General features: G+C 72.5%; 22 protein-coding genes. 12 read left to right on the top strand and 10 right to left on the bottom strand.

Annotation, left to right across the window (positions count from 1 at the left end):
- Window positions 1-37: 37 nt before the first annotated feature.
- Window positions 38-1435: an MFS transporter gene (locus tag NUM_RS20730; RefSeq protein ID WP_207126562.1), complete on the bottom strand. Its 1398-nt coding sequence runs from the start codon at window positions 1433-1435 to the stop codon at window positions 38-40.
- A 127-nt stretch (window positions 1436-1562) separates the two neighbouring features.
- Between NUM_RS20730 and NUM_RS20725 the strand changes: the two genes are divergently transcribed.
- On the top strand, window positions 1563-2153 hold the full coding sequence (locus NUM_RS20725; protein ID WP_207126561.1) for a TetR/AcrR family transcriptional regulator: 591 nt from the start codon (window positions 1563-1565) through the stop codon (window positions 2151-2153).
- A gap of 183 nt (window positions 2154-2336) precedes the next feature.
- Here the strand turns inward: NUM_RS20725 and NUM_RS20720 are convergent, their stop codons facing one another.
- The 3 genes from NUM_RS20720 to murA all read right to left on the bottom strand — a co-directional run bounded on the left by NUM_RS20720 (window position 2337) and on the right by murA (window position 5577).
- The gene (locus tag NUM_RS20720) at window positions 2337-3518 is read right to left on the bottom strand and encodes a GNAT family N-acetyltransferase (protein WP_207126560.1); all 1182 of its coding nucleotides are present in this window, start codon (window positions 3516-3518) and stop codon (window positions 2337-2339) included.
- The gene (locus NUM_RS20715; RefSeq protein WP_207126559.1) at window positions 3518-4141 is read right to left on the bottom strand and encodes a DUF3043 domain-containing protein; all 624 of its coding nucleotides are present in this window, start codon (window positions 4139-4141) and stop codon (window positions 3518-3520) included. The genes NUM_RS20720 and NUM_RS20715 overlap by 1 nt, the downstream gene beginning before the upstream one ends.
- Window positions 4142-4206: 65 nt before the next feature.
- The gene (gene murA, locus NUM_RS20710; protein WP_207126583.1) at window positions 4207-5577 is read right to left on the bottom strand and encodes a UDP-N-acetylglucosamine 1-carboxyvinyltransferase; all 1371 of its coding nucleotides are present in this window, start codon (window positions 5575-5577) and stop codon (window positions 4207-4209) included.
- A 641-nt stretch (window positions 5578-6218) separates the two neighbouring features.
- Between murA and NUM_RS20705 the strand changes: the two genes are divergently transcribed.
- From NUM_RS20705 to NUM_RS20685, 5 genes are all read left to right on the top strand, one after another.
- Window positions 6219-7334, top strand: a complete 1116-nt coding sequence (locus NUM_RS20705) for a glycerate kinase family protein (RefSeq protein WP_207126558.1) — start codon at window positions 6219-6221, stop codon at window positions 7332-7334.
- A 207-nt stretch (window positions 7335-7541) separates the two neighbouring features.
- Window positions 7542-7898: an iron-sulfur cluster insertion protein ErpA gene (gene erpA, locus NUM_RS20700; RefSeq protein ID WP_203963054.1), complete on the top strand. Its 357-nt coding sequence runs from the start codon at window positions 7542-7544 to the stop codon at window positions 7896-7898.
- A 270-nt stretch (window positions 7899-8168) separates the two neighbouring features.
- Window positions 8169-9146, top strand: coding sequence for a carbohydrate kinase family protein (locus tag NUM_RS20695; protein WP_207126557.1), 978 nt, complete (start codon window positions 8169-8171; stop codon window positions 9144-9146).
- A gap of 309 nt (window positions 9147-9455) precedes the next feature.
- Window positions 9456-10379: an aa3-type cytochrome oxidase subunit II gene (gene ctaC, locus NUM_RS20690; protein ID WP_207126556.1), complete on the top strand. Its 924-nt coding sequence runs from the start codon at window positions 9456-9458 to the stop codon at window positions 10377-10379.
- A 13-nt stretch (window positions 10380-10392) separates the two neighbouring features.
- On the top strand, window positions 10393-10821 hold the full coding sequence (locus tag NUM_RS20685) for a cytochrome c oxidase subunit 4 (RefSeq protein ID WP_207126555.1): 429 nt from the start codon (window positions 10393-10395) through the stop codon (window positions 10819-10821).
- Between the two features lie 88 nt (window positions 10822-10909).
- Here NUM_RS20685 and NUM_RS20680 read toward each other — a convergent pair whose 3' ends face one another.
- From NUM_RS20680 to NUM_RS20660, 5 genes are all read right to left on the bottom strand, one after another.
- Window positions 10910-11092, bottom strand: coding sequence for a hypothetical protein (locus tag NUM_RS20680; protein WP_207126554.1), 183 nt, complete (start codon window positions 11090-11092; stop codon window positions 10910-10912).
- A 136-nt stretch (window positions 11093-11228) separates the two neighbouring features.
- Complete coding sequence (locus NUM_RS20675; protein ID WP_207126553.1) at window positions 11229-11579, bottom strand: hypothetical protein; 351 nt, start codon at window positions 11577-11579, stop codon at window positions 11229-11231.
- A 16-nt stretch (window positions 11580-11595) separates the two neighbouring features.
- The gene (locus tag NUM_RS20670; protein ID WP_207126552.1) at window positions 11596-11913 is read right to left on the bottom strand and encodes a nucleoside triphosphate pyrophosphohydrolase; all 318 of its coding nucleotides are present in this window, start codon (window positions 11911-11913) and stop codon (window positions 11596-11598) included.
- Between the two features lie 273 nt (window positions 11914-12186).
- Window positions 12187-13233, bottom strand: coding sequence for an anthranilate phosphoribosyltransferase (gene trpD, locus NUM_RS20665; protein ID WP_207126551.1), 1047 nt, complete (start codon window positions 13231-13233; stop codon window positions 12187-12189).
- Window positions 13234-13262: 29 nt separating this feature from the next.
- Window positions 13263-13685: a hypothetical protein gene (locus NUM_RS20660; RefSeq protein WP_207126550.1), complete on the bottom strand. Its 423-nt coding sequence runs from the start codon at window positions 13683-13685 to the stop codon at window positions 13263-13265.
- Window positions 13686-13959: 274 nt separating this feature from the next.
- Between NUM_RS20660 and ctaE the strand changes: the two genes are divergently transcribed.
- The 5 genes from ctaE (at window position 13960) to NUM_RS20635 (ending at window position 18767) form a co-directional block, all read left to right on the top strand.
- Window positions 13960-14559: an aa3-type cytochrome oxidase subunit III gene (ctaE, locus tag NUM_RS20655; protein ID WP_225918729.1), complete on the top strand. Its 600-nt coding sequence runs from the start codon at window positions 13960-13962 to the stop codon at window positions 14557-14559.
- Window positions 14560-14705: 146 nt separating this feature from the next.
- The gene (gene qcrC, locus NUM_RS20650; RefSeq protein WP_207126548.1) at window positions 14706-15500 is read left to right on the top strand and encodes a cytochrome bc1 complex diheme cytochrome c subunit; all 795 of its coding nucleotides are present in this window, start codon (window positions 14706-14708) and stop codon (window positions 15498-15500) included.
- Entirely contained in the window at window positions 15497-16552 is a 1056-nt protein-coding gene (gene qcrA, locus NUM_RS20645; RefSeq protein ID WP_207126547.1) for a cytochrome bc1 complex Rieske iron-sulfur subunit, read from the top strand. Before qcrC ends, qcrA begins: the two co-directional genes overlap by 4 nt.
- A complete protein-coding gene (gene qcrB / locus NUM_RS20640; protein WP_207126546.1) occupies window positions 16549-18156 on the top strand; it encodes a cytochrome bc1 complex cytochrome b subunit in 1608 nt (535 codons plus the stop codon). Before qcrA ends, qcrB begins: the two co-directional genes overlap by 4 nt.
- Before the next feature lie 179 nt (window positions 18157-18335).
- Window positions 18336-18767 (top strand): HIT family protein, encoded by a 432-nt coding sequence (locus tag NUM_RS20635; RefSeq protein WP_207126545.1) that lies wholly within the window; start codon window positions 18336-18338, stop codon window positions 18765-18767.
- On the opposite strand, the gene NUM_RS20630 is transcribed toward NUM_RS20635, so the two are convergent.
- Window positions 18764-19699, bottom strand: a complete 936-nt coding sequence (locus tag NUM_RS20630; RefSeq protein WP_207126544.1) for a hypothetical protein — start codon at window positions 19697-19699, stop codon at window positions 18764-18766. The two genes, NUM_RS20635 and NUM_RS20630, sit on opposite strands and share 4 nt — an antisense overlap.
- A gap of 195 nt (window positions 19700-19894) precedes the next feature.
- On the opposite strand from NUM_RS20630, the gene NUM_RS37690 reads away from it, so the two are divergent.
- Window positions 19895-22954, top strand: a complete 3060-nt coding sequence (locus NUM_RS37690) for a helix-turn-helix transcriptional regulator (protein WP_207126543.1) — start codon at window positions 19895-19897, stop codon at window positions 22952-22954.
- The last annotated feature ends 290 nt before the right edge of the window (window positions 22955-23244 follow it).

The raw sequence follows: 23244 nt of genomic DNA, 5'->3' as shown, positions 1-23244 counted from the left end.
CTCCGGCTCGCTCGACCGAAGGTCCCCCAACAGCCGCTCAGGCGGTCGCGGGGCGCCGGCGGCGAACCACCAGGACCGTACTGACCAGGGTCACCGCGACCAGCGCGGTGGCCAGCGCGAACGCGGCACCGGCGCCATCGGCCAGCCCGGTACCGCCGGCGATGCCGGACGCGGTGACCAGGGCGGCGAGCCCGACGGCGCCGCCGAGCTGCTGGAGCGTCTGCAGGGTGCCGGACGCGGCGCCCGAGTCCGCCGGCGCCACCGAGGTGAGGATCGTCGCCGACGCCGGTACGAAGCTGAGCCCGACGCCGAGGCCGAACAGCACCATCGGCCCGAACACCGCACCCCAGTACCCGGAGTCCGCGTGCAGCCGGCTCAGCCAGGCCGTACCGGCACCCAGCAGCACCGCGCCGCCGATCATCAACGTCCGGGCGCCGTACCGGTCGATCAGCCGTGGCGCGAGCCGGGCGGCACCGAACGACAGTACGGTCAGCGGCAGGAACGCCAGGCCGGTCCGCAGCGCGTCGTAGCGCTGCACGATGCCGAGGAACTGGCTGACGAAGAAGAACACGCCGAACATCGCCGCCGGCAGCAGCAGCATGTTCAGGTACCCGCCGGTGCGGTTGCGGTCGGCGAACAGCCGCAACGGCAGCAACGGCTCGGCCACCCGCCACTCGATCAGCACGAACGCTGCCAGCGCCGGTACCGCGACCGCGAACGCGCCGAGGCCGGCCGCGGTGCCCCAGCCCGCGGTGGCCGCGTGCAGCAGCCCGTACGCGAGGGCGGTGACGCCGAGGGTGCCGGTCAGCGCGCCGGCGACGTCCAGCCGGTGCCGGTGCCGGGGCGCCTCGGCCACCACCAGCGGCGCCAGCACGACCAGCGCGATCCCGATCGGTACGTTGATGATCAGCACCCAGCGCCAGGACACCCAGGCGGTCAGCATGCCGCCCAGCAACAGGCCGATCGAGCCGCCGGCACCGCTGATCGCGGAGTACCAGGAGATCGCGCGGACCCGGGCCGGGCCGGCGAAGTTCGTCACGATCAGCGCGAGCGCGCTCGGTGCGGTCAGCGCCGCGGCGACGCCCTGCGCGGCCCGGGCGGCGAGCAGCATGCCGGTGTTCACCGACAACCCGCCGACCAGCGAGGCGAGCGTGAACAGCGCGACGCCGGCGACGAACAGGCGGCGCCGGCCGAGCAGATCGCCGACTCGCCCGCCGAGCAGCAGCAGCCCGCCGAACGCGAGCGCGTACCCGTCCAGTACCCAGGCGATGGTGCCGGGCGAGACGTGCAGCCCGGCCCGGATCTGCGGTAGCGCGACGGTCACCACCGTCGAGTCCAGCATGAGCATCAGCTGGCCGGCGACGAGTATCGCCAGCGCGAGTCCCGGGTACGACCGGTGCCGGGCCTCGGTGGTCGTCGAGACGGTTGTGGTCATTGGTGCACGCCCGCTTTCCTGCGCGAAGATGGGATGGCACGGCGAGGCAAACTGGAGACTGTCTCCGGTTGGCTCTCGAGACAGAATACGGAGACTGTCTCCGGTTGACAACCGGGTGGGGAGATCCATGACGACCGCGGCACGGCCGATGCGCGCCGACGCGCGTCGCAACTACGAGCGGCTGCTGGCGGTCGCCCGCGACGCGATCACCGAGCACGGCGCGGAGGTGAGCCTGGACGACATCGCCCGGCGGGCCCACGTCGGCCCCGGCACGCTCTACCGACACTTCCCGAACCGGGACGCGCTGCTCGCCGCGGTACTCGCGGACTGGGCCGAGGAGCTACGCCGACAGGGCGACGAGCTGGTGGCCGACCCGGACCCGGCCGGCGCGCTGGACCGCTGGCTGCACCTGCTGCTCGGCCACCTCGGTACCTACCGCGGGCTCGCCGCGGCGATCCTCGCCTCCGCCGGCGACGACGAGTCGGCGCTCGGCCACGCCTGCCAGCCGATGCACGACACCGGGCGCACCCTGGTCGACCGGGCCCGTACGGCCGGGACGGTGCGGTCGGAGCTGACCGCCGCCGACGTGCACCGGATGGTGCACGGCATCGCCCTGATCACCGAGAACCTGCCGGACCGCGCCGCCGCCGCCGACCGGATGCTCACCGTCCTCGTCGCCGGCCTCCGCCCGCCCCCGGACGCCGCCGCCGGGCACTGAGCGGGCACCGCGTCGGCGGGACAACGGCGGACCGGTTCGGCCTGACCGTTCGTGACGACGGCCAGCAGCTCGTCTGGGTGGACCAGCCGGACAGCGCCCGCACGTGGCCGATCCCGCTGTGACCCCGGAGCGTCACCAGCTGTGGAACCGATCGCCCGGCGCCCCAGCCGGAGCGGGTGCCGGTCAGAAGTGGGCGACCAGGTGGCTGGGGGTGCGCGGGAAGAGCGACCGCAGCGTGGCGGCGGCCGGCTCGTCGACACTGCCGAAGCCGCGGAGCGGCAGCTCGGCCGGATCCAGCGCGCCGTAGACCAGCGCGGCGAGGCCGGGCCCGGTCAACTCGGCGCTCGGCGTACCGCCGGTGGCGACGGACAGCGTGCCGCCGCCGGACAGCGACCACACCCCGCCGATCAGCGGATCGTCCACCCGCACCGTGATCTCGCCCGGGCCGGCGTCGATGCCGGCGAGCCCGTCGACCGACAGGATCCGGGCCATCGGCGCCGCGTCGGTCATCGGCGCGACCTTCGCCTCCACGGTCGCCTCGGCGTCCGGGACCCAGGTCTCCGGGGTCTCGCCGGGCGGCAGCCGCAGCACGGCGCTGGCCACCTGGTCGGTGTGTCGCGCCACCCAGGCCAGCAGCAGCGACCTGGTGACCGGGTCGCGGTAGAGGAACCGGCGCGCGTCGAAGTCCCCGCCGTGCTCGGTGACGGAGTACCGCAGGTAGCCGGTCATCCGGCCGTCCACCCGGGCGATCGCCGCCCACTCCGCCGTCTGGTTGGCGAGCAGCTCGCCGTCCGGATCGTCGTAGACCGCCATGCCCGGGACCGCTGCTGCCAGGTCGGTCTCGAACCGCTGGATCTCGCCGGCCACCCCGACGTGCCGGTGCAGCGTCACCTCGCCCGGCAGGTCCAGCCGCAGCAGCGGCAGCAGGGCGGCCGGCGCGATCCGCACCCGGCGCTCCTGCGCCAGCCCGGCGTAGCCGAACCGCTCGTAGAACGACGGCCGGAACGGGTACAGCGTGCTGACCACCTGGCCCTGGTCGCGCATGTCGGCCAGCACCGCGGTCAGCAGCTGCCGGGCCCGACCGCCGCGCCGGGCCGCCGGATCGGTGGCCACGCCGCCGATGCCGCCCATCGGCAACAGCCGACCGCGCACGTGCTGGTGCATCCGCCACACCATCGCGGTGGCCCGCGGCGCGTCGTCCTCGTACAGCACGTGGGTGCGGCTGAACCGCGCGTAGAGCTTGCCCTGGGCGAGGTTGCGCCCGGCGTCCAGCTCGGCCGGACTCGGCTGGAACGCGTACCTGGTCAGCCGCAACGAGTCGGTCGACCACTCGACGGGGTCGACCACCCGGACGGTGGCCGGCATCAGAGCGGTTCGCCGATCTTGACCTGGGGAGAGGGCAGCCGCAGCTTGCGGAAGGTGATCGAGCGCATCACGACATACATGTACATGCTGCCCCAGCGCACCGTGGCCTTCGGCATCTTCGCCTTCAGCGTCTTGCGCACCTTGCGGCACAGCAGCACCGAGTCGAGCACGAACAGGAACGCCAGCGCGAACCACAGCACCTGGGCGACGGTGCGCACCAGCGGTGGCATGCTCTGCGAGGTGCCGATCAGGATCACCAGCGCGGCGATCAGGAAGTAGCTGCCGATGTTGCGGCGCGAGTCGACCACCCTGCGGGCCAGCGCCTTCTCCGGCCCGCGGTCCCGGGCCGGCAGGTACCGGTCGTCGCCGGCGGCCATCTTCTGCCGGGCCTCGGCGCGCTCGGACCGCTGCCGGTCGCGCAGCCGGCGTGCCGCCTCCTTGCGGTCGGCCGGCGGGGCCTCCTTGGCGCGCTTCTGCGCGTCGCTGCGCTTCGGGGTCGCCTTGCCCTTCTTCTCCGTGTACGCCCGGGGTCGGGTCACCGACTCGTCGGCCTCGGTGGCCTCGTCGGGCTCGATGTCGACCGTCTCGGCCGCGTCCGCGCGGCGCTTGAACAGGGAGGGCACGCACGAAGGGTAGCCGGAATCACCGTGCCGGTTCCACCGGCCCGCCCTCGTGCGCTACCCACCCGTCAGCGGGCGGCTTCCAGCGGGCCGCCGGCGAGCCGCAGCCCGGCCCGCTCGTACGCCGGGCCGTCCACGGTGGCACCGAGCGCGGCGAGCTTCGCGCCGAAGTCCTCGTACCCGCGGTCGATCAGGTGCACGCCGAACACCCGGGAGGTGCCCTCGGCGGCCAGCGCGGCGATGAAGTGGCTGAACCCGCCGCGCAGGTCCGGGATCACCAGGTCGTTGCCCTGCAGCTTGCTCGGCCCGGAGATCACCGCCGAGTGCCGGTACCCGCCGTGGCCGAACCGGCACGGTGTGGCGCCCAGGCACGCCGAGTACACCTGGATCGTCGCGCCCATCGTCACCAGGGCGTCGGTGAAGCCGAGCCGGTTCTCGTACACGGTCTCGTGCACGATCGACAGCCCGCGGGCCTGGGTCAGCGCCACCACCAGCGGCTGCTGCCAGTCGGTCATGAACCCGGGGTGCACGTCGGTCTCCAGCGCCACCGCGCCCAGGTCGCCGCCCGGGTGCCAGAACCGGATGCCGCCGTCGACCGGGTCGTCGTCCACCTCGAACTCACCGCCGACCGCCCGGTACACGTTGAGGAACGTCATCAGGTCGGCCTGCCGGGCGCCGCGGACCAGCACGTCACCGCGGGTGGCCAGGGCGGCGCAGGCCCAGCTCGCCGCCTCCAGCCGGTCCGGCAGTGGCCGGTGCGCGTAGCCGCGCAGCGCCGGTACGCCCTCGATCCGCAGCAGCCGGTCGGTGTGCGCGGTGATCAGCGCGCCCATCTTCTGCAGCAGCGCGATCAGGTCGGTGATCTCCGGCTCCACCGCGGCGTTGTGCAGCTCGGTGATGCCGTCCGCCAGTACCGCGGTCAGCAGCACCTGCTCGGTCGCGCCGACGCTCGGGTACGGCAGCCGCAGCGTGGTGCCGTGCAGCCCGTCCGGCGCGGTGATCACGAGCCCGTCCGGCGTCTTGTCCACCACCGCACCCATCTCGCGCAGCGCGTCGAGGTGGAAGTCGATCGGCCGGCCACCGATCCGGCAGCCGCCCAGGTCCGGGATGAACGCCCGGCCGAGCCGGTGCAGCAGCGGACCGCAGAACAGGATCGGGATCCGGCTCGCGCCGGCGTGCACGTTGAGCTCCTCGACGTCCGCGGTCTCCACGTTCGCCGGGTCCAGCACCAGCCGGCCGTCGCCGAGCGACTCCACCCGTACCCCGTGCAGCCGCAGCAGCCCGGTCACCACCTCGACGTCGCGGATCGCCGGTACGTCGTACAACGTGCTCGGCGTGCTGCCGAGCAGGGCCGCCACCATCGCCTTGGACACCAGGTTCTTCGCCCCGCGTACCCGGATCTCGCCGCACAGCGGCGTGCCGCCGCGAACCACGAGCATGTCGCCCGGGTCCGGGTACGAAGAGTCGAAGCTGCGAGCCGAAGGTTCTGCGCTCACGGCGTACCTCCCCCTGATTCCGCCGCGGACCACGGTCGCTACGCGGACCGCCCCCCGACGGCCGACCGCGACACTATCCGCTCGGTTACCGAACGCATCCGGAATGTCGCTGCTGCGTGATCAATCCCCCAGTTCCCCCGAACCGCGACGGCGCCGTCGCCACCCCTACGTGCACCGTGCGGAAAGCGACGCCCACCGGTCGATGGGCGCCCGAGTCCGCCATGCCCGACACCGCGGCGGACCGGACCTGGCCGGTCCGCGATCAGCGGATACGAGCAAACATCACTGTTTACTCTCCGCTGAACCACCGACCCCGGGCCGGCGGCTTGCCGCCCCGATCACCCGGCCGTGGTACCCAGCCGGCACCGCCCCGTCGCCCGGTGGGTCGAGATCCGGCCGTACCGGCCCGCCGCCCGGCCCCGCCGGGATCCGGCCGTACCGGCCCGTCGCCGGATCGGCCGGGAGCCGTCCCCTCGCCCGGGCCGACCGCGAGCCTCGTCCGTGCCGGCCGGGATCGGGCCGGTGCCGCCGGGGCCGAGATCCGGCGGTACCGGCGGCGACAGCCATGCGGTTGACTGCCTGCCATGCGCGTACTGATCTGCCCGGACAAGTTCGCCGGCACGCTGTCCGCCCCCGAGGCCGCCGCCGCGGTCGCCGCCGGCTGGCGTTCGGTCGGCCCGGACGACACGCTGCTGCTGCGACCGCTCGCCGACGGCGGCCCCGGCTTCCTCGACGTGCTCGCCACCGCGCTGCCCGGCCGGCGCCTCCCGGTACGCACCACCGATCCGCTCGGCCGCCCGGCCGACGGCGAGGTGCTCGTCGTCGGCGACACCGCGTACGTCGAGTCCGCCCAGGCTTGCGGTTTGCACCTGCTCGCCGCCGGGGAGCGCGACCCGGACCGCACCACCTCGTACGGGCTGGGGCTGCTGATCGCCGCCGCGGCCGAGACCGGCGCCCGTACGGTCGTGGTCGGGCTCGGCGGCTCCGCCACCAACGACGGCGGTGCCGGCATGCTCGCCGCGCTCGGCGCCGCGCCGGTCGACGAGGCCGGCCGGGTGCTCCCGTACGGCGGGGCCGCGTTGCTCGCCGTCGCCGGCCTGTCCGGCACGCCAAGGCTGCGGCCGCTGGCGCTGGTCGCCGCGACCGACGTGGACAACCCGCTGACCGGGCTGTCCGGTGCGTCCGCGGTGTTCGGGCCGCAGAAGGGCGCCGACCGCGCCGCCGTGCTGCGCCTCGACGACGCGCTGACCCGGTACGCGCAGGTGCTGGTACGCGAGGTGCCCGGGTGCCCGCCGGACGTGGCCACCCGGCCCGGCGCCGGTGCCGCCGGTGGCCTCGGCGCCGCGCTGTACGCGCTCGGCGCCACCCGTACCTCCGGGGCCGGGCTGGTCCGCTCGCTGGTCGACCTGGACGCCGCGCTGGACGACTGCGACCTGGTGATCACGGGGGAGGGGTCGTTCGACTTCCAGTCGCTGCGCGGCAAGCTGCCGGCGATGGTCGCGGCCGCGGCCGCCGAACGCGGCGTGCCCTGCGTGGTGCTCGCCGGCCGGGTCGACGTCGGCCGGCGGGAGGCCGCGGCGGCCGGCATCGAAGCGGCGTACTCGGTGGTCGAACAGGTGGGCAGCGTCGAGGCGGCGATGGCCGAACCCGCGGCCGGCCTGACCGCGCTCGCCGCCCGTACCGCCCGGCGGTGGCGCTGATCGGACAAGGGGTCCTGGTGGGGAAGAGACGGTTGATTCACGCAGAAACCGGGCGCCAGGGCGGCGCACTGGCGTGCGGGGCAGGTCACGGCGGTACCGGTGGCGCCCCGCCGATCCTGTGCCAGTATGGGAATGCATGCCTAGGGCGCCGTTGTTCCACGCCATGAGGCAGACCAGAGATCACCAAACCGGCGCAGGGAGCACCACGTGACTGTTCAGCAGACCACCGAGTCGTCCACCGACGGGATCATCCTCACCGACGTCGCGGCGGAGAAGGTCAAGGCGCTGCTCGACCAGGAAGGCCGCGACGACCTGCGGCTGCGGGTCGCGGTCCAGCCCGGCGGCTGCTCCGGCCTGCGGTACCAGCTGTTCTTCGACGAGCGCTCGCTCGACGGCGACGTGGTGAAGGACTTCGGCGGCGTCGAGGTCGTCGTCGACCGGATGAGCGTGCCCTACCTCAGCGGCGCGACGATCGACTTCGCCGACCGCATCGACCGCCAGGGCTTCACCATCGACAACCCGAACGCTTCGGGCTCCTGCGCCTGCGGCGATTCGTTCCACTGACGCTGCGGCGGGCTGATTCGCCCGCTGGACTGCGCCGATTCGAGGCTTGTGTGCGTTCGCACCCGGCGCCCCGACTCGGCTTGCGAGCGAAGGAATCAGCCTCGCCTCGCTCACGTCTCCTCGGGGAGACGTCAGAACAGACAGCACACAACGAGGGGCGTCCCGACGGGGCGCCCCTCGTTGTTCGTGGGTGGTCGGTGAATTCCCGGTGACGCCGGTACGCTGGCGCGGCGCACTGTTGGCAAACACGTCTGTCCGGAAGGTTCGACCATGAAGATCGCCGTCACTGGATCGATCGCCACCGACCATCTGATGCACTTCCCGGGTCGGTTCGCCGAGCAGCTGCTGCCCGACCAGCTGCACCAGGTGTCGCTGTCCTTCCTGGTCGACGAGCTGGAGGTGCGCCGGGGCGGGGTGGCCGCCAACATCGCCTTCGGGATGGCCCAGCTCGGGCTGAGCCCGATGCTGGTCGGCGCGGTCGGCGCCGACTTCACCGACTACCGGGGGTGGCTGACCCGGCACGGGGTCGACTGCGACTCGGTGCACGTCTCCGAGACCGCACACACCGCCCGGTTCGTCTGCACCACCGACGAGGACATGTGCCAGATCGCCTCGTTCTACGCGGGTGCGATGGCCGAGGCGCGCAACATCGAGCTGCAGCCGGTCGCGGATCGTGCCGGCGGCCTCGACCTGGTCCTGATCGGGGCGAACGACCCGGCGGGCATGCTGCGGCACTCCGACGAGTGCCGGCAGCGCGGCATCCCGTTCGCCGCCGACCCGTCGCAGCAGCTGGCCCGGATGTCCGGCGACGACGCGCGCCGGCTGATCGAGGGCGCGGAGTACCTGCTCACCAACGACTACGAGAAGAACCTGCTGGAGCAGAAGACCGGGCTGTCCGACGACGAGATCCTCGACCTGGTCAAGGTGCGGATCACCACGCTGGGCAAGGACGGTGCCCGGATCACCGGCCGCGGCCTTCCGCCGGTGCACGTGCCGGTGGCCAAGGAGATCGCCGCGCACGACCCGACCGGCGTCGGCGACGGCTTCCGCGCCGGCTTCTTCGCCGGCCTGTCCTGGGGGCTGACGCTGGAGCGGGCCGCCCAGATCGGCAGCATGGTCGCCACCCTCGTCCTGGAGACCATCGGCACCCAGGAGTACACCGTCGAGCCGGAGCGGTTCATCGCCCGGCTGACCGAGTCGTACGGCGAGGTCTGCGCCAAGGAGGTCCGGGCCAAGCTGATCGGCTGACCCGCCGCACGCCCGGCGACGGGGCCCCACCGACCGGTGGGGGCCCGTTCCCGGTACCGACGAAGTGCGTCGAACGGGCCACCCGGCGGCCGGAGTGTGAAAGGCTTCGCAACAGGCGGTCACAGCTCGGGTTGCCCTGTTACGACGCCAACCACCGAGGGCGGACCTAGCCACCCCATCGGCGTGCGGCCGGGGCAGGTCGAGTAATCTGCGACCGTCGGTGACAGCCGTCGCCGCACCCTGTTCCGCGGCAGTCGCCCCTCGCAGGCGACCGCGGATCGTCTCAACCGCACAGGAAGGCAGGAGCCGGTGGTCGCAGGTCCAACAGACACCGCTCGCGCCAGCCACGCGCCCCGTCCCACCGCGTCCCCGCGACGCAGGTCCGCCCGGCGGGTCGCCGCCGTCGCGTTCGGCGGGGCCGCGCTGCTCACGTCGCTCGCCGGCTGCTCGGCCAAGGACGCCTTCGCGTTCGGCTGGCCGCACGGCGGCATCACGCCGCAGGCGCACAAGATGTACAACATGTGGATCGGCTCCACGATCGCCGCGCTGTGCGTCGGCGTGCTGGTGTGGGGGCTGATCTTCTGGTGCGTGGTGCGCTACCGCAAGCGCGGCGAGCGGCTGCCTGTGCAGACCCGGTACAACCTGCCGATCGAGCTGGTCTACTCGATCGTGCCGTTCTTCGTCATCGCGGTGCTGTTCTACTACACGGCGATCACCGAGTCGTACGTGAACAAGACCTCCAAGCACCCTGACGCCACCGTGCACGTGGTCGCGTTCAAGTGGAACTGGCAGTTCCAGTACCCGGACGCCAAGGGCAGCAACGGCCAGCCGGTGCAGACCACCGGGACCAGCAGCTACATCCCGGTGCTGGTGGTGCCGACGCACAAGAAGGTCCAGTTCGTCGAGGACTCCGAGGACGTCATCCACTCGTTCTGGGTCCCGGAGCTGCTGTTCAAGCGGGACGTGTTCCCCGGCGGGACGACGAACAAGTTCGAGGTGACGATCGAGAAGGAAGGCGCCTACGTCGGCCGCTGCGCCGAGCTGTGCGGCACCTACCACTCGCAGATGAACTTCGAGATGCGTGCGGTCAGCTGGACCGACTACCAGAAGTTCCTGCAGGACAAGCAGAAGGGGATGTCGACGCCGGCCGCGCTGCGCGACATCGGCCAGGCGCCGTACGCGACGACCACGCACCCCTTCGACACCGACCGCACCTCTCGTACCGCGAGCTGAGGCGAACCTCCAGATGAAGACCGAATCCCGAATCTTCAACATCGTCGCGCTGTTCCTGGCGGTGGCGGCCGTGGTCTACGGCTTCTGGACCCGCGCAGCCGACGGGCACGTCGAGGTCATCGGCGTCGTCGCGCTGATCCTGTCCACCCTGCTGCTGCTGATGTGCGGGCTGTACTTCGCGTTCATCGCCCGCCGGATGGAGCCGCGCCCGGAGGACCGCGAGGACGCCGAGATCGCCGACGGCGCCGGCGAGGTGGGCTTCTTCAGCCCGGGCAGCTACTGGCCGTTCGGGATGGCGCTGGCCGCCGCGATCGCCGGCCTCGGCGTCGTGTTCTGGCAGGTCTGGCTGCTGGTCGCCGGTCTGATCGCGGTGATCGCCGCGGTCTGCGGCTTCGTCTTCGAGTACTACACCGGCACCCGCAAGGTGCACGGCCACGAGTAGGAACACGGTCGCTGCGGTGGCCTGATTCGCCCGCGACGTGCAGACAGACGACAAGGCCCGCCTCCGGCGGGCCTTGTCGTCGTAGCGGTCAGGCGGCGAGAGGGTGGCGGTGGCGCACGGTGTCGCGCCGCAGCGGCGGGTCGACCAGGATCGCTTCCCCGCAGTCCACGCAGCAGCGCTCCGGGCAGTCGACGCCGTGCCCGTCGAGGCACTCGGGCCGTTCGAACGGGCGCTCCGCGTCGCACGTCGAGCAGTATCGGTACTCGTCCACGAACCCGACCATGCCACGGGGGTACGACGTTGCCGCGGACGCGGCGCCGCCCGGCGTGTCGGGCCGAGTGGGTGAGGTCGGTCGGGACGGGTGGGCCGGCCGGCACGGGGTGCGTCGGTCGGGGCGGGTGGGCCGGTCAGGACCGGGGAAGCGGCTTGCGGTACCCGTCGTCGGCCGGGCGGTAGCCGGCCACCTCGATTCCCGGCCGGTACTCCGGCAGCAGCACGACGCCCGCCCCGAGCCGGGCCGCGAACCGTTCCGCGGCGGCGAGCAGGGCGCGCTCCGCGCCGACCGTACCGGGCAGCACGATCAGCGGGTCGATCCGGACCAGCGGCACGACGTCGCGCGGTGCGCCGGTCAGGACGCAGCAGCCGACGGCGGTACCGTCCCGCTCGGCGAGCAGGCACAGCGCCCGCGGCGGCGGGTCCGGCACACCCAGCGCGGCCAGCGCGGGATCGTCGGCGGGGACCGGGCGTACCGCGATCACGCGGCCGCTCCGCCGGTCAGCTGTGCACGGCGAGCAGCACGATGCGCTCCTCGTAGCCGCCGCGCTCGGTGACCTTCTTCTCCCGCATGCGTTCCAGCTCCTCCGGCTCGGTCGACAGGTCGACCGCCAGGGCGCGCACGACCTCCAGGATGTCGGCCAGCTCGGCCGGGTTCTCGTCCTCCAGGAACTCGTACACCTCCTCGACCAGCTTGGCGCGCAGCAGGGCACGAAACTCGACGGGGTCGGCGACCCTGGTCTCCGGACGGGCACCGGAAGCCGTCACGATCTCGGGGATCCGATCGCGTACCAGCTTGTCGTGGCGTTCGGTAGGCATCGCACCATTCTGCGAGAGCGCAGGTTGTCGCGCCACCGCGGGGCAGGTCCGATAACGCGGAGATTTCGGGTGCAGGCCGGTTTGTCCCTCGTCCGAGTGACGACTCGCCACGGCCGGTCGCGACGCCGCCACCCTCGTGCGACGAGCCCGCCGACCCGGCCCGCGCCGGCCCCGCCCGGACGCGGCGCGCGGAACGTGGCCGGCCGGCCCCGGGCGAACCGGACGAATCGGACGAACCGGCCGAGCTGGACCGCGCCCGACCCGCCCGGCCGGTCAACTGCGGGCGACCCGGATCCAGCGCTCCAGCGTTGCCGCGGCGGCGCCGGTGTCGATCGCCGCGGCGGCCTCCTGCAGCCCGTCCCGCAGCGCGCCGATGACGTCTCCGTCCAGCCCCCGGTACGCGGCGATCGCGGCGGCGGCGTTGATCAGCACGGCCTCGCGGGCCGGGCCCGCCGCGCCGGCGAGCACCTCGCGGGCCACCCCCGCGTTGTACGTGGCGTCCGCGCCGCGCAGGTCGGCCGGCGTCGCCGGGGACAGCCCCAGCTCGCGCGCGTCGACCGTGCCCTCCCGTACCGCGTGGTCGTGCACCACCCACAGCCTGGTCGGCGCGGTGGTGGTGAACTCGTCCAGCCCGTCCTCGCCGCGCAGCACCAGGGCCGAGCAGCCGCGGTCGGCCAGCACCCGGGCCAGCACCGGTGCCATGCGCAGGTCGGCGCAGCCGATCGCGCCGGCCCGGGGCAGCCCGGGGTTGGTCAGCGGGCCGAGGAAGTTGAAGAACGTCGGCACCCCGATCTCGCGGCGCACCGGCCCGGCGTGCCGCATGCCGGGGTGGAACCGGGCGGAGAAGCAGAAGCCGATGCCCGCCTCGCGCACGCACCGCGCCACCTCGGCCGGGCCGAGCTCCAGCGGCACGCCGAGCTCCTCCAGCAGGTCGGCGGCGCCGCACCGGGACGACGCGGCCCGGTTGCCGTGCTTGACCACCGGCACGCCGGCGCCGGCCGCGACGATCGCCGCCATGGTGGAGATGTTGACGGTGTGCGCGCCGTCCCCGCCGGTACCGACGACGTCGACCGCGTCGGCCAGCTCGCCCGGCGCGGCGAGCGTGACCCGCTCGGCGTGCTCCAGCATCACCTCGACCAGGCCGGTGACCTCGGCGGGTGTCTCGCCCTTGGCTCGCAGCGCGATCGCGAAGCCGGCGATCTGCGCGCCGCTGGCGTTGCCGGTCATGATCTCGCCCATGGCCCAGGCGGTGTCGTCGGTGCTCAGCGTGTCGCCGCGCAGCAGCGCGGACAGCAGGACCGGCCAGGTCCGATCGCCCATGATGGGCTCCTTGTCACCGAGTGGCGGGGTCACCGGGTGGTGGCGACGCGCCCTTCGCTCTGCCGGCGCAGCAGGTCGGCGAGCGTGTCGGCGGTGGTCACCGGGTCCAGTGGGTGGGCGAGAACGGCGTCCGCGAGGGACCAGGCCGCGAGCCATCGGTCGGCGTCCCGGCCGACCACCACGACGGTCACCGGCGGGTCGATGATCTCTTCCTTGATCTGGTGCGCGATGCCCATCCCGCCGGCCGGCCACGCCTCGCCGTCGAGCAGCAGCAGGTCGACGTCGTGGTCGTCGGCGTGCATCAGCACGTCGCGCTGGTCGGCGCACTCGACGAAGGTGACCGACAGGTCGGCCGCCGGTCGGCGGCCGATGGACAGCCGCATCCGCTCGCGGACCTTCTCGTCGTCGCTGTAGAGCAGGACGGTGCGGGCGATCGGCGACGTGTTGACCATGGTGTCAGTGCTCCCCGGAGTGCTGGCCGGACGCCACGGATCGTACCCGCCGGTCCGGTCGCGGCGCCGGGCGGTGCCGGGGGAGGACCGGTACGTTGCGGCGTTTCGGCCGCGATCGCGTCGCGCACGGTGCACCCTGTTGTGGTATCGGCGACGAACCCACGGGGACGGGCATGGCGGTACGCAGGACGGACAGGTACGACGAGACCTCGTGCGCGGCCTGGGGGCAGACCCGGCGGTCAGTGCCGACGGGTAGGGGGCAATAATGACCGGCGTGACTGCGGCACCCGCTATCGAACCGAGCCGGATCCACTCGCTGACCAGGCCCAACATGGTCAGCGTCGGCGTGATCGTCTGGCTGTCCAGCGAGCTGATGTTCTTCGCGGCGCTGTTCGCGATGTACTTCTCGATCCGCGCCGCGGCGCCGGAGTTGTGGGCGCACCACACCCCGACCCTCGACGTGCCCTACGCGCTGGGCAACACCATCATCCTGGTGCTGTCCTCGGTGACCTGTCAGTTCGGTGTGTTCGCGGCCGAGCGCGGCAACGTCTACCGGCTGCGGATGTGGTTCTCGATCACGTTCATCATGGGCCTGGTCTTCGTGCTCGGCCAGCTGAACGAGTACCACAACCTCTACGCCGAGGGCCTGAAGATCGACACCGACGGCTACGGGTCGATGTTCTTCCTGACCACCGGGTTCCACGCGCTGCACGTGACCGGTGGCTTGGTCGCGTTCATCATCTACATGGTGCGCACCACGCTGGCGAAGTTCACGCCGGCGCAGGCGACCGCGGCCATCGTCGTCTCGTACTACTGGCACTTCGTCGACGTGGTGTGGATCGCGCTGTTCAGCATGGTCTACATCCTCAAGTGACGGCCGGTGGGCGAGATCCAAGTGAATCGAGTGCATCGGTACCGGTCGGTGACGGCCGGGGCCGACCAACCGCAAGGTGAGGCCATGACAGTGCTACGCGGCGGTGGGTTCCGCTTCGTTGCGACGCCGAATCCGGAGGCCACCTCATGACGGCTGCTCCCGTCGATCGTCGACCACGGCGCACCCTGCGCCAGAAGCTGGGCACCGGTGCCCGGCTGGTCGCGGCGCTGGTTCTGGCCGGTGGTGTCTACACGGCGTTCGCGCCTTCCAGCCACGCGGAGGACACGAAACAGTTGTCCGTCGCGGCCCAGAAGGGCCAGCAGCTGTACAACACGAGTTGCATCAGCTGCCACGGCAAGAACGCGGAAGGCGTGCAGGACCGCGGGCCGAGCCTGGTGGGTGTCGGTTCGGCGGCGGTCGAGTTCCAGGTGACCACCGGCCGGATGCCGATGAGCCGGCAGGAGGCGCAGGCCTCCCGCAAGACTCCGCACTTCGACGACACGCAGGCGAAGCAGCTCGGTGCCTACATCGAGTCGCTCGGTGGCGGCCCGCAGATCCCGGACGGCGACCTGCGCAAGGGTGACGTCGCCGCGGGTGGCGAGCTGTACCGGGTGAACTGCTCGTCCTGCCATGGCTTCTCGGCCGGCGGCGGCGCGCTGTCCTCCGGCAAGTACGCACCGAGCCTGCACCCGTCGACGGACCGGCAGATCTACGCCGCGATGCTGACCGGCCCGCAGAACATGCCGGTGTTCGGGGACAACGAGCTGACCCCGCAGGAAAAGATGGACATCATCTCCTACGTCCAGAACATGAAGAGCGACCAGAGTCCGGGCGGTTGGGACATCGGTGCGATCGGTCCGACCACCGAGGGTCTGGCGATCTTCCTGATCGGCATCACCGCGCTGCTGTTCGCCACGCTGTGGATTGCGGGGAAGTCGTGAGCGAGACCGAAACCGACAGGGACGCGCCGGAGTTCGATCCGGACGATCCGAAGCTCACCCGGTTCGACCTGGTCCGGGAGGGCGCTCGCCGGGACGGCGTCGAGATCGTGCACTACCAGCCGCGGTTCACCCGGCCGGGCAGCAAGGAAGAGAAGCGCGTCGTCCGGTTCGTGGCGCTGTGCTTCGCCATCGTCGGGCTGGCCGCGCTGGCGTTCATCGTCGCGTACGTCGCCTGGCCGTGGCACTACAAGCCCGGCTCGAACCTGAACAAGTTCTACACGCCCGTCCTCGGCCTCACCCTGGGGTTGGCGCTGCTGTTCATCGGCATCGCGATCATCACCTGGGCGAAGAAGCTGCTGCCCGAGGAGGTCTCGGTGGAGCGCCGGCACGACGGCGCGTCGCCGGACGTCGAGCGCAAGCTGACCGCCGCGACCGCGATGAGCATGGTCGACGAGCTGGGCATCCAGCGTCGTCCGCTGCTCAAGGGCGCGGTCGCGCTGGGCCTCGCCCCGGTCGGCGTCGCCGCGATCATGCCGCTGGGCGGCCTGATCAAGGACCACAAGTCCGATCTGCTGACCACAGCCTGGAAAAAGGGTGTGCGGCTGATGCACGACGACGGGACGCTGGTGCGGCCCGAGGACGTGTCGGCCGGCGGCCAGATCACCGTGTTCCCGGCGATCCGGGACGGCAACACCAACAAGTACGCCGACTCGCCGACGCTGCTGATCCACCTGCGGGACTCGGACGCCAAGCGGGCGCTGTCCAACGCGCTGCCCATCAACAAGGGCGCGCAGTGGAACAACTACCTGGCGTACTCGAAGATCTGCACCCACGCCGGCTGCCCGGCCAGCCTGTACGAGCAGCAGACCAACCGGCTGCTCTGCCCGTGCCACCAGTCGCAGTTCGACATCACCAACAACGCCCGCCCGATCTTCGGTCCGGCCACCCGGCGGCTGCCCCAGCTGCCGATCACGGTGGACAGCGACGGCTATTTCGTCGCAACATCGGACTACAAGGTTCCGATCGGCCCGGGCTTCTGGGAGCGGCCATGAAGCGTCCGAAGTTTGACCCCAAGCAGGCGCCGGGTGCCGTCGCCGACTGGGCGGACCAGCGGTTGGCCGGTGCGAGCCCGCTGCGCAAGCTGTTCAACAAGGTCTTCCCGGACCACTGGTCGTTCATGCTGGGCGAGATCGCGCTCTACTCGTTCATCATCCTGCTGCTGACCGGGACGTTCCTGGCGTTCTTCTTCACCCCGTCGTCGGCGGAGGTCGTCTACCACGGGTCGTACGTGCCGCTGCGCGGCATCAGCATGTCGCAGGCGTACGCGTCGGCGCTGAACATCTCGTTCGACGTGCGCGGCGGCCTGGTGCTGCGGCAGATCCACCACTGGTCGGCGCTGCTGTTCATGGCCGCGATCGTGGTGCACATGCTCCGGATCTTCTTCACCGGCGCGTTCCGGCGCCCGCGTGAGATGAACTGGATGGTCGGCTTCCTGCTGTTCTGGCTGGGCTTCCTGGAGGGCTTCGCCGGCTACTCGCTGCCGGACGACGCGCTGTCCGGCACCGGCCTGCGCATCGCCGACGCGATCATGCTGTCGATCCCGGTGATCGGCACCTGGGTGTCGTTCGCGATCTTCGGCGGCGAGTTCCCGGGCGGCGACCGAATATTCAGCCTGCTCTACATCGGGCACGTGTTCCTGATACCCGGCATCATCCTCGGGCTGATCGCGCTGCACCTGGCGCTGCTGGTCAAGCAGAAGCACACCCAGTGGCCCGGCCCGGGGCGCACCGAGCACAACGTGGTCGGGCACCGCATGTTCCCGGGCTTCGCGGCCAAGGGCGGCGGCTTCTTCATGATCGTGTTCGGCGTGCTGGCGCTGTTCGGCGGGCTGATCCAGATCAACCCGATCTGGCTGTTCGGCCCGTACAAGGCGGCCGTGGTGTCGTCCGCCTCGCAGCCCGACTGGTACGTGATGTTCCTCGACGGCTCGACCCGACTGATGCCGCCGTGGGAGATCCGCATCCACCTGTTCAACCACGGGTACACGGTGCCGCCGATCTTCTGGCCGACCGTCGTGCTGCCCGGCGTCCTGGTCACGCTCGGCCTGCTGTATCCGTTCCTGGAACAGCGGTTCATGCGCGACAGAGCCCATCACAACCTGCTGCAGCGGCCGCGGGACGTGCCCACCCGTACCGGGCTCGGCGCGATGGCGGTGACCTTCTTCGTCGTGCTGACGCTGTCCGGCGGCAACGACGTGATCGCCGACAAGTTCGACATCAGCCTGAACGCGATGACCTGGGCCGGCCGGATCGGGTTGCTCGTGCTGCCGCCACTGGCCTACTACCTGGCCTATCGCATCGCGCTGGGGTTGCAGCAGCACGACCGCGAGGTGTTGGCGCACGGCGTCGAGACCGGCATCATCAAGCGGCTGCCCAACGGTGCCTTCGTCGAGGTGCACCAGCCGCTCGCGGCGCCGGACGAGCACGGCCACACCGAGCTGCCGTACCGCGGTTGGGTGGTGCCGAAGAAGATGAACCGTATCGGTGCCATCGGGCCCGCCATCAAGGGGTTCTTCGTTCCGGTCGAGCAGCCGGAGGAGCCGCGCGAGGTGGAGGCCGAGGAGCAGCGCGAGGAGATCACCTCCGGGCGTCGCTGAGCCCACTCCGACCGACGGCCGGGGCGTCCCTTCGGGGGTGTCCCGGCCGTTGTCGTGTTCCGTCGCCCGGGGCGCGCGGACGAGGTACGGACGCCGCCTGGCGCGCGTCGGAACCGCGGGGCCCGGTGCCGACGCCTCCCGGCCGCCTCGAAGGGCCGGTACCGGGGGATGATGTCGACGTGGGTATCGCGGTGCCCGAGGCAGGGCGACGGTGCAGTTTCTGCGGGACGTTGGACGGGGAGTTCCCGTACACGATCCTGTGCCGGGACGACGAGACGGCGATCATGGTCACCCGGGAGCAGCGTGGGGTGGGGCACCTGCTGGTGATCCCGATCGCGCACCGGGCCACGGTGCTCGACCTGGCACCGGACGAGGCGGCCGCGGTGATGACCGGGGTGCAGCGGGCGGCCCGGGCGCTGTCCGCCGCGTACGACCCGGAGGGCATCTGCGTGTGGCAGAACAACGGCGTGCCGGCCCGGCAGATGGTGCCGCACGTGCACTTCCACGTCGCCGGCACGCTGCCCGGCGGCGGTACCGAGTGGGGTGAGGTGCCGCGCCTGTCGGTGCCGGAGACCGACGCGATCGCCGACCAGCTCCGCCCGTACCTCTAGGCCGGGCGCCGGTGGGCGAGCCGGGCCCGCAGCTGCGGATGGTTGAGCAGCAGCACGGCGCTGGCGACGCAGAAGAAGCCGATCAGTTCGCACAGCAGGGCGATGCCGCTGCCGAGCGTCCAGAGCAGCTGGTCCGGGTCCGGGGTCACCGGGTCGAGCGTCATGAACGAGGCCAGCAACACCATCACCGGCACGCCCAACAGCGCGGACACCCACAACCCGACGAGGCCGACCCGGCGCGAACCCGGGTAGCGGGGCAGCAACGCCGCCGAGATCACGCACAGCAGCCCGGGCGTCAGGAACACCAGGAACAGCGCCAGCAGCGCGGCCATCACGCCGTACCTGCTGGCGGGATCGGTCTCGCTGTTCAGCGCCAGCATCGCCACCCACAGCATCACCCCGCTGGTCGTCGCCGCGACCGTGACGAGCAGCAGCCGGGAGCGCAGCGTCATCCGCCGGGCCTGCCGCTCCGACAGCGGCGGCAGCTGGACGGCGAAGTAGTCGGCGACGCGCCGGCGCCACAGGCTGGCGAGCCCGAGCACGGCGCCGGCCATCGCCGCGGTCAGGGCGATGCAGTTGGCCGCGAGCAGCACGGTGCGCAGCCGGTTCTCCCACGGGTAACCGAACAGGTTGACGAACGCCAGCAGCGAGACGAACGCGCCGTACGGCAGGAAGGCGCCGGACACCAGCAGGCCGAGCTGGCGGGCGCCCCACCGGTGCGTCAGCACGCCGTACGCGGCCGCCGCGTAGCCGATCATCGCGAACAGCGCGAACCAGGCGTCGATCACCGAGTCTTCCCTCGGGTACGGGCTGCTGTCCGGCACGATCGCCTGGACCAGCCTCGTCGCGGCGTAGACGACCGAGGCGACGGCACACAGCGTCAGCGCGCCGGCGCAGGCGCGAACCGGTAGCGGTGCCATGGGGCGATCCATCGCCGCAGCGTAAGCAGCCACCGCGATGAGCTGCTCTTAATGCGAACCCGAGCGGCGAGGCCGGGGCCGCCACGCTCCGTGCCTGCGTGGTCGGCGCATCGGCTCTGGCCAGATCCGGGGCGATAGGGCACCCTGTCGGAACATGGTCGGTTCGTCGCCGGTCGCGTGGCCGCCCCACCACGCCGGGAGGTGCCGATGAACGATCCCGCGCCGGTGCGGCAGCCCGGGTTCGTCGGGCGTGATGCCGAGTTCGCGGCGTTGACCGCCGCGCTGGCCGCGCCGCCGGCGCTCGTGGTGGTCGAGGGCGAGGCGGGTGTCGGCAAGAGCCGCCTGGTCGCCGAGGTGCTCGCCGCCCGGACCCCGACCAGCGGCGGCCGGACCAGCGGAAACCCTGCCAGCGGAAACCGGGCCGCCGGCAGCCGGGCCGGCGGTAGCCGGGCTGTCGGTAGTCGGGCCGGTGGTAGTCAGGCGAGCGGCGAACGGCCGAGCGACAGCCGGGGCGGCGGTCGGGTGGACACCGTACTGGCGGCGTGTCCGGCGCTGCCGCGGCCGCACACGCTCGGCGCGATCGTGGACGCGGTACGGGTCGCGGTGCCCGACGTCGGCGCGCTGCGGCTCAGCCCGCTGGCCGGTGCGCTGCGGCCGCTGCTGCCGGAGTGGGCGGACGAACTGCCACCGGCGCTGGAGCCGGCCGGGGACGCGAGCGCCGCCCGGCACCGGCTGCTGCGCGCGCTGGCGGAACTGTTCGACCGGCTCGGCGTGCGGCTGCTGGTACTGGAGGACGCGCACTGGGCCGACGACACGACGCTGGAGTTCCTGCTGTTCCTGTCCGCGCGACCGGCCAGCACGGTGAGCCTGCTGGTGACCTGCCGGCCGGCGGACCTGCCGGACGACTCGCTGGTGCCGGTGCTCGCGGCGCGGGCGCCGGCCGGTACGACGCAGTGCCGGATCGTGCTCGACCCGCTGGACGTCGACGCGACGGCGCGGCTGGTGTCGACGATGCTCGCCGGCGGGCCGGTGTCGGCGGAGTTCGCCGCGTTCCTGCACGACCGTACCGGTGGGGTGCCGCTGGCGGTGGAGGAGTCGGTGCGGCTGATGGGGCAGCGCGCCGACCTGATCCACCGCAACGGGGAGTGGCGGCGGCGCCGCAACCTGTCCGACATCGTGGTACCGCGGTCGATCCGGCACGCCGTGCTGGAACGGGTACGCCGGCTCGACGACGACGCGCGCGCGGTGTTGCGGGTGGCGGCGGTGGCCGCTCATCCGGTACCGGAGCAGATCGTCGTCGCCGGTACCGGACTGCCGGTGGACGCGGCGCGGGCCGGTCTGGCCGCTGCGGCGGAGGCGGGGCTGCTGGGCGAGACCCGGCCGGGGGTCGTGTCGGTGCGGCACGCCCTGGTCGCCCGCATCGTGTACGAGTCGATCCCGGCGCCGCAGCGCGGCGTGCTGCACCGCCGGGTCGGTACCGAGCTGGCCGCCACGGCACCGCCGCCGGTGGCGCAGCTGACCCGGCACTTCCGCGCCGCCGGCGATGTCGCGGCGTGGTGCCGGTACGCCGAGCTGGCCGCCGACCAGGCCGCCGCCTCCGGTGACGCCGAGTCGGCCGACCTGTTGCTGTACGAGGCGATCACCGAGGCCGGCCCGCCCGTCGACACGCTGCTGCGGCTGGTCCGGATGACGAGCTTCGGCACGATCTCGCGCGGCGACCGGTTCGTCCGGCTGGTGGCGGCGTTGCGGGCGGTGCTCGCCGGGGCCGACCTGCCCGGCCCGGCGCGCGGTGAACTGCGCATTCATCTCGGCCGGATGCTGATGATGTCGGGCGACCGCGGGGCCGGCCGGGCCGAGTTCGAGGTGGCGATCCCGGACCTGGGGCACGATCCGGGGAACGCGGCGCGCGCGATGGTGGTGCTCGGCTGGCCGGAGGGCGCCGAGTGGTCGGCGGAGGTCTACCGCGACTGGTTGCACCGCGCCCACGACACGGCGGCGACGGCGGAGCTGCCCGCCGGTCTCCGGATCTGGCTGACCGCCAGCGTCGCGTGCGGGCTGCTGTTCCTCGGCGACGACGAAGGCTGGTCGTACGCCGAGCGGGTGCCCACGGCGCCGTCCGGGCCGGAGAGCCGCGCGGACGCCATCATCGCGAAGCTCAACCTCGCGCTGATGGCGCAGTACTGGGGTCGCTACGCGCGCGCCGGTGAGCTGAACGACGACGCGCTGGCCACCGCCGAGCGGTACCAGTACCGGCAGTACCTGGGACTCGGGGCGGTGAACCAGGCGTACCTGGACCATCTCACCGGGCGGTGGGCCGGGCTCGCCGAACGGGTCGACGCGCTGGCCGCCGACGAGGAGCTCGGCCCGCACATCCAGCTGGACGCGACCCTGCTTGCCGGCCTGCTGGAGTTGGCCGGCGGCGCCTACGCCCGGGCCGGGGCGCGGCTGCGGGAGGCGCTGGCGGCGCTGCGGCGAAGCGGGTTGATGGACCACGTGGCGTCGGTGACCGCGGCGCTGGCCCGGCTGGCCCTGGCCACCGGTCACCCGGAGGAGGCCGTGCGGCTGACGGCCGAGTCGGTCGGTACGGCCGGCGCGCAGCAGCTGTGGATGCGGGCCCGGGACATGGTGTCGGTGCGGGTGGCGGCGCTGGTGGCGGTGGATCGCGGGGACGAGGCGGCCCAGCTCGCCGCGGCGTTCGCCGACTGGGCCGGGCGGCGGGACATGCCGGTGGCCCGGGCGACGGTGGCGTCGTGTACCGCGGTGCTCGCCGACGGCGGTGTCGACCCGGCCGCCGCGGCCGCCGCGTACGAGCGGGCGGCGCTGGCGTGGGAGGCGCTGCCACAGCCGTACGATGCGCTGCTGGCCCGGGAGGGCCAGGCGCACGCGCTGGTGCGGGCGGGCCGTACCGACGAGGGGATCGCGCTGTTGCGGCAGACCGGGCAGCGGCTCGCGCAGCTCGGCGCGGCCGGGGACGCGGGCCGGATCTCCGACGCGCTGCGGCGGCTCGGCGACGGACCGCTGCGCCGCGGCGGCCGGCCCAGCTACGGCGACCGGCTCTCCCCGCGGGAGCTGGACGTGGCGCGGTTGCTGGTCGGTGGCCTCACCAACCGGCAGATCGCCGAACGGCTGTACCTGTCGCCCAAGACGGTCGCCCGGCACCTGGACTCGGCGATGCGCAAGCTCGACGCCGCGTCCCGGACCGCACTCGCCGTTCGCCTGGTGGAGTCCGGGATCGTCGTCGACGCCCCGCCCACCGCGACGACCTGACCCGGATCCACCACGGCGCCGCACCGGCCGCCGGTTTATTGGGGCATCTGCCCCATCGTCAGGCCGCCGCGCCGACGCCAGGATGTGCCACGTACCGACAGGCGTCCGAGGAGTACGTGCGATGAGCCAGCCGTCCGGGTCCGAGCCCGCGACCCCACCGAACGACGAGGCGACCCCGGTGGCGGGGGCGACCCCGGACGAGCCCTCCGAGGACACCGACGACGACTACGGGCCGGTCTGACCGGGCGTGGTGCACGGACGAACCGATCCCCGAGCGGAAGGGCAGGCTC

Source organism: Actinocatenispora comari, from assembly GCF_017312725.1.
Lineage (GTDB): Bacteria > Actinomycetota > Actinomycetes > Mycobacteriales > Micromonosporaceae > Actinocatenispora > Actinocatenispora comari.
Note: the sequence above shows the minus strand (reverse complement) of the source record. Positions and strands in the feature narration are given on the sequence as shown.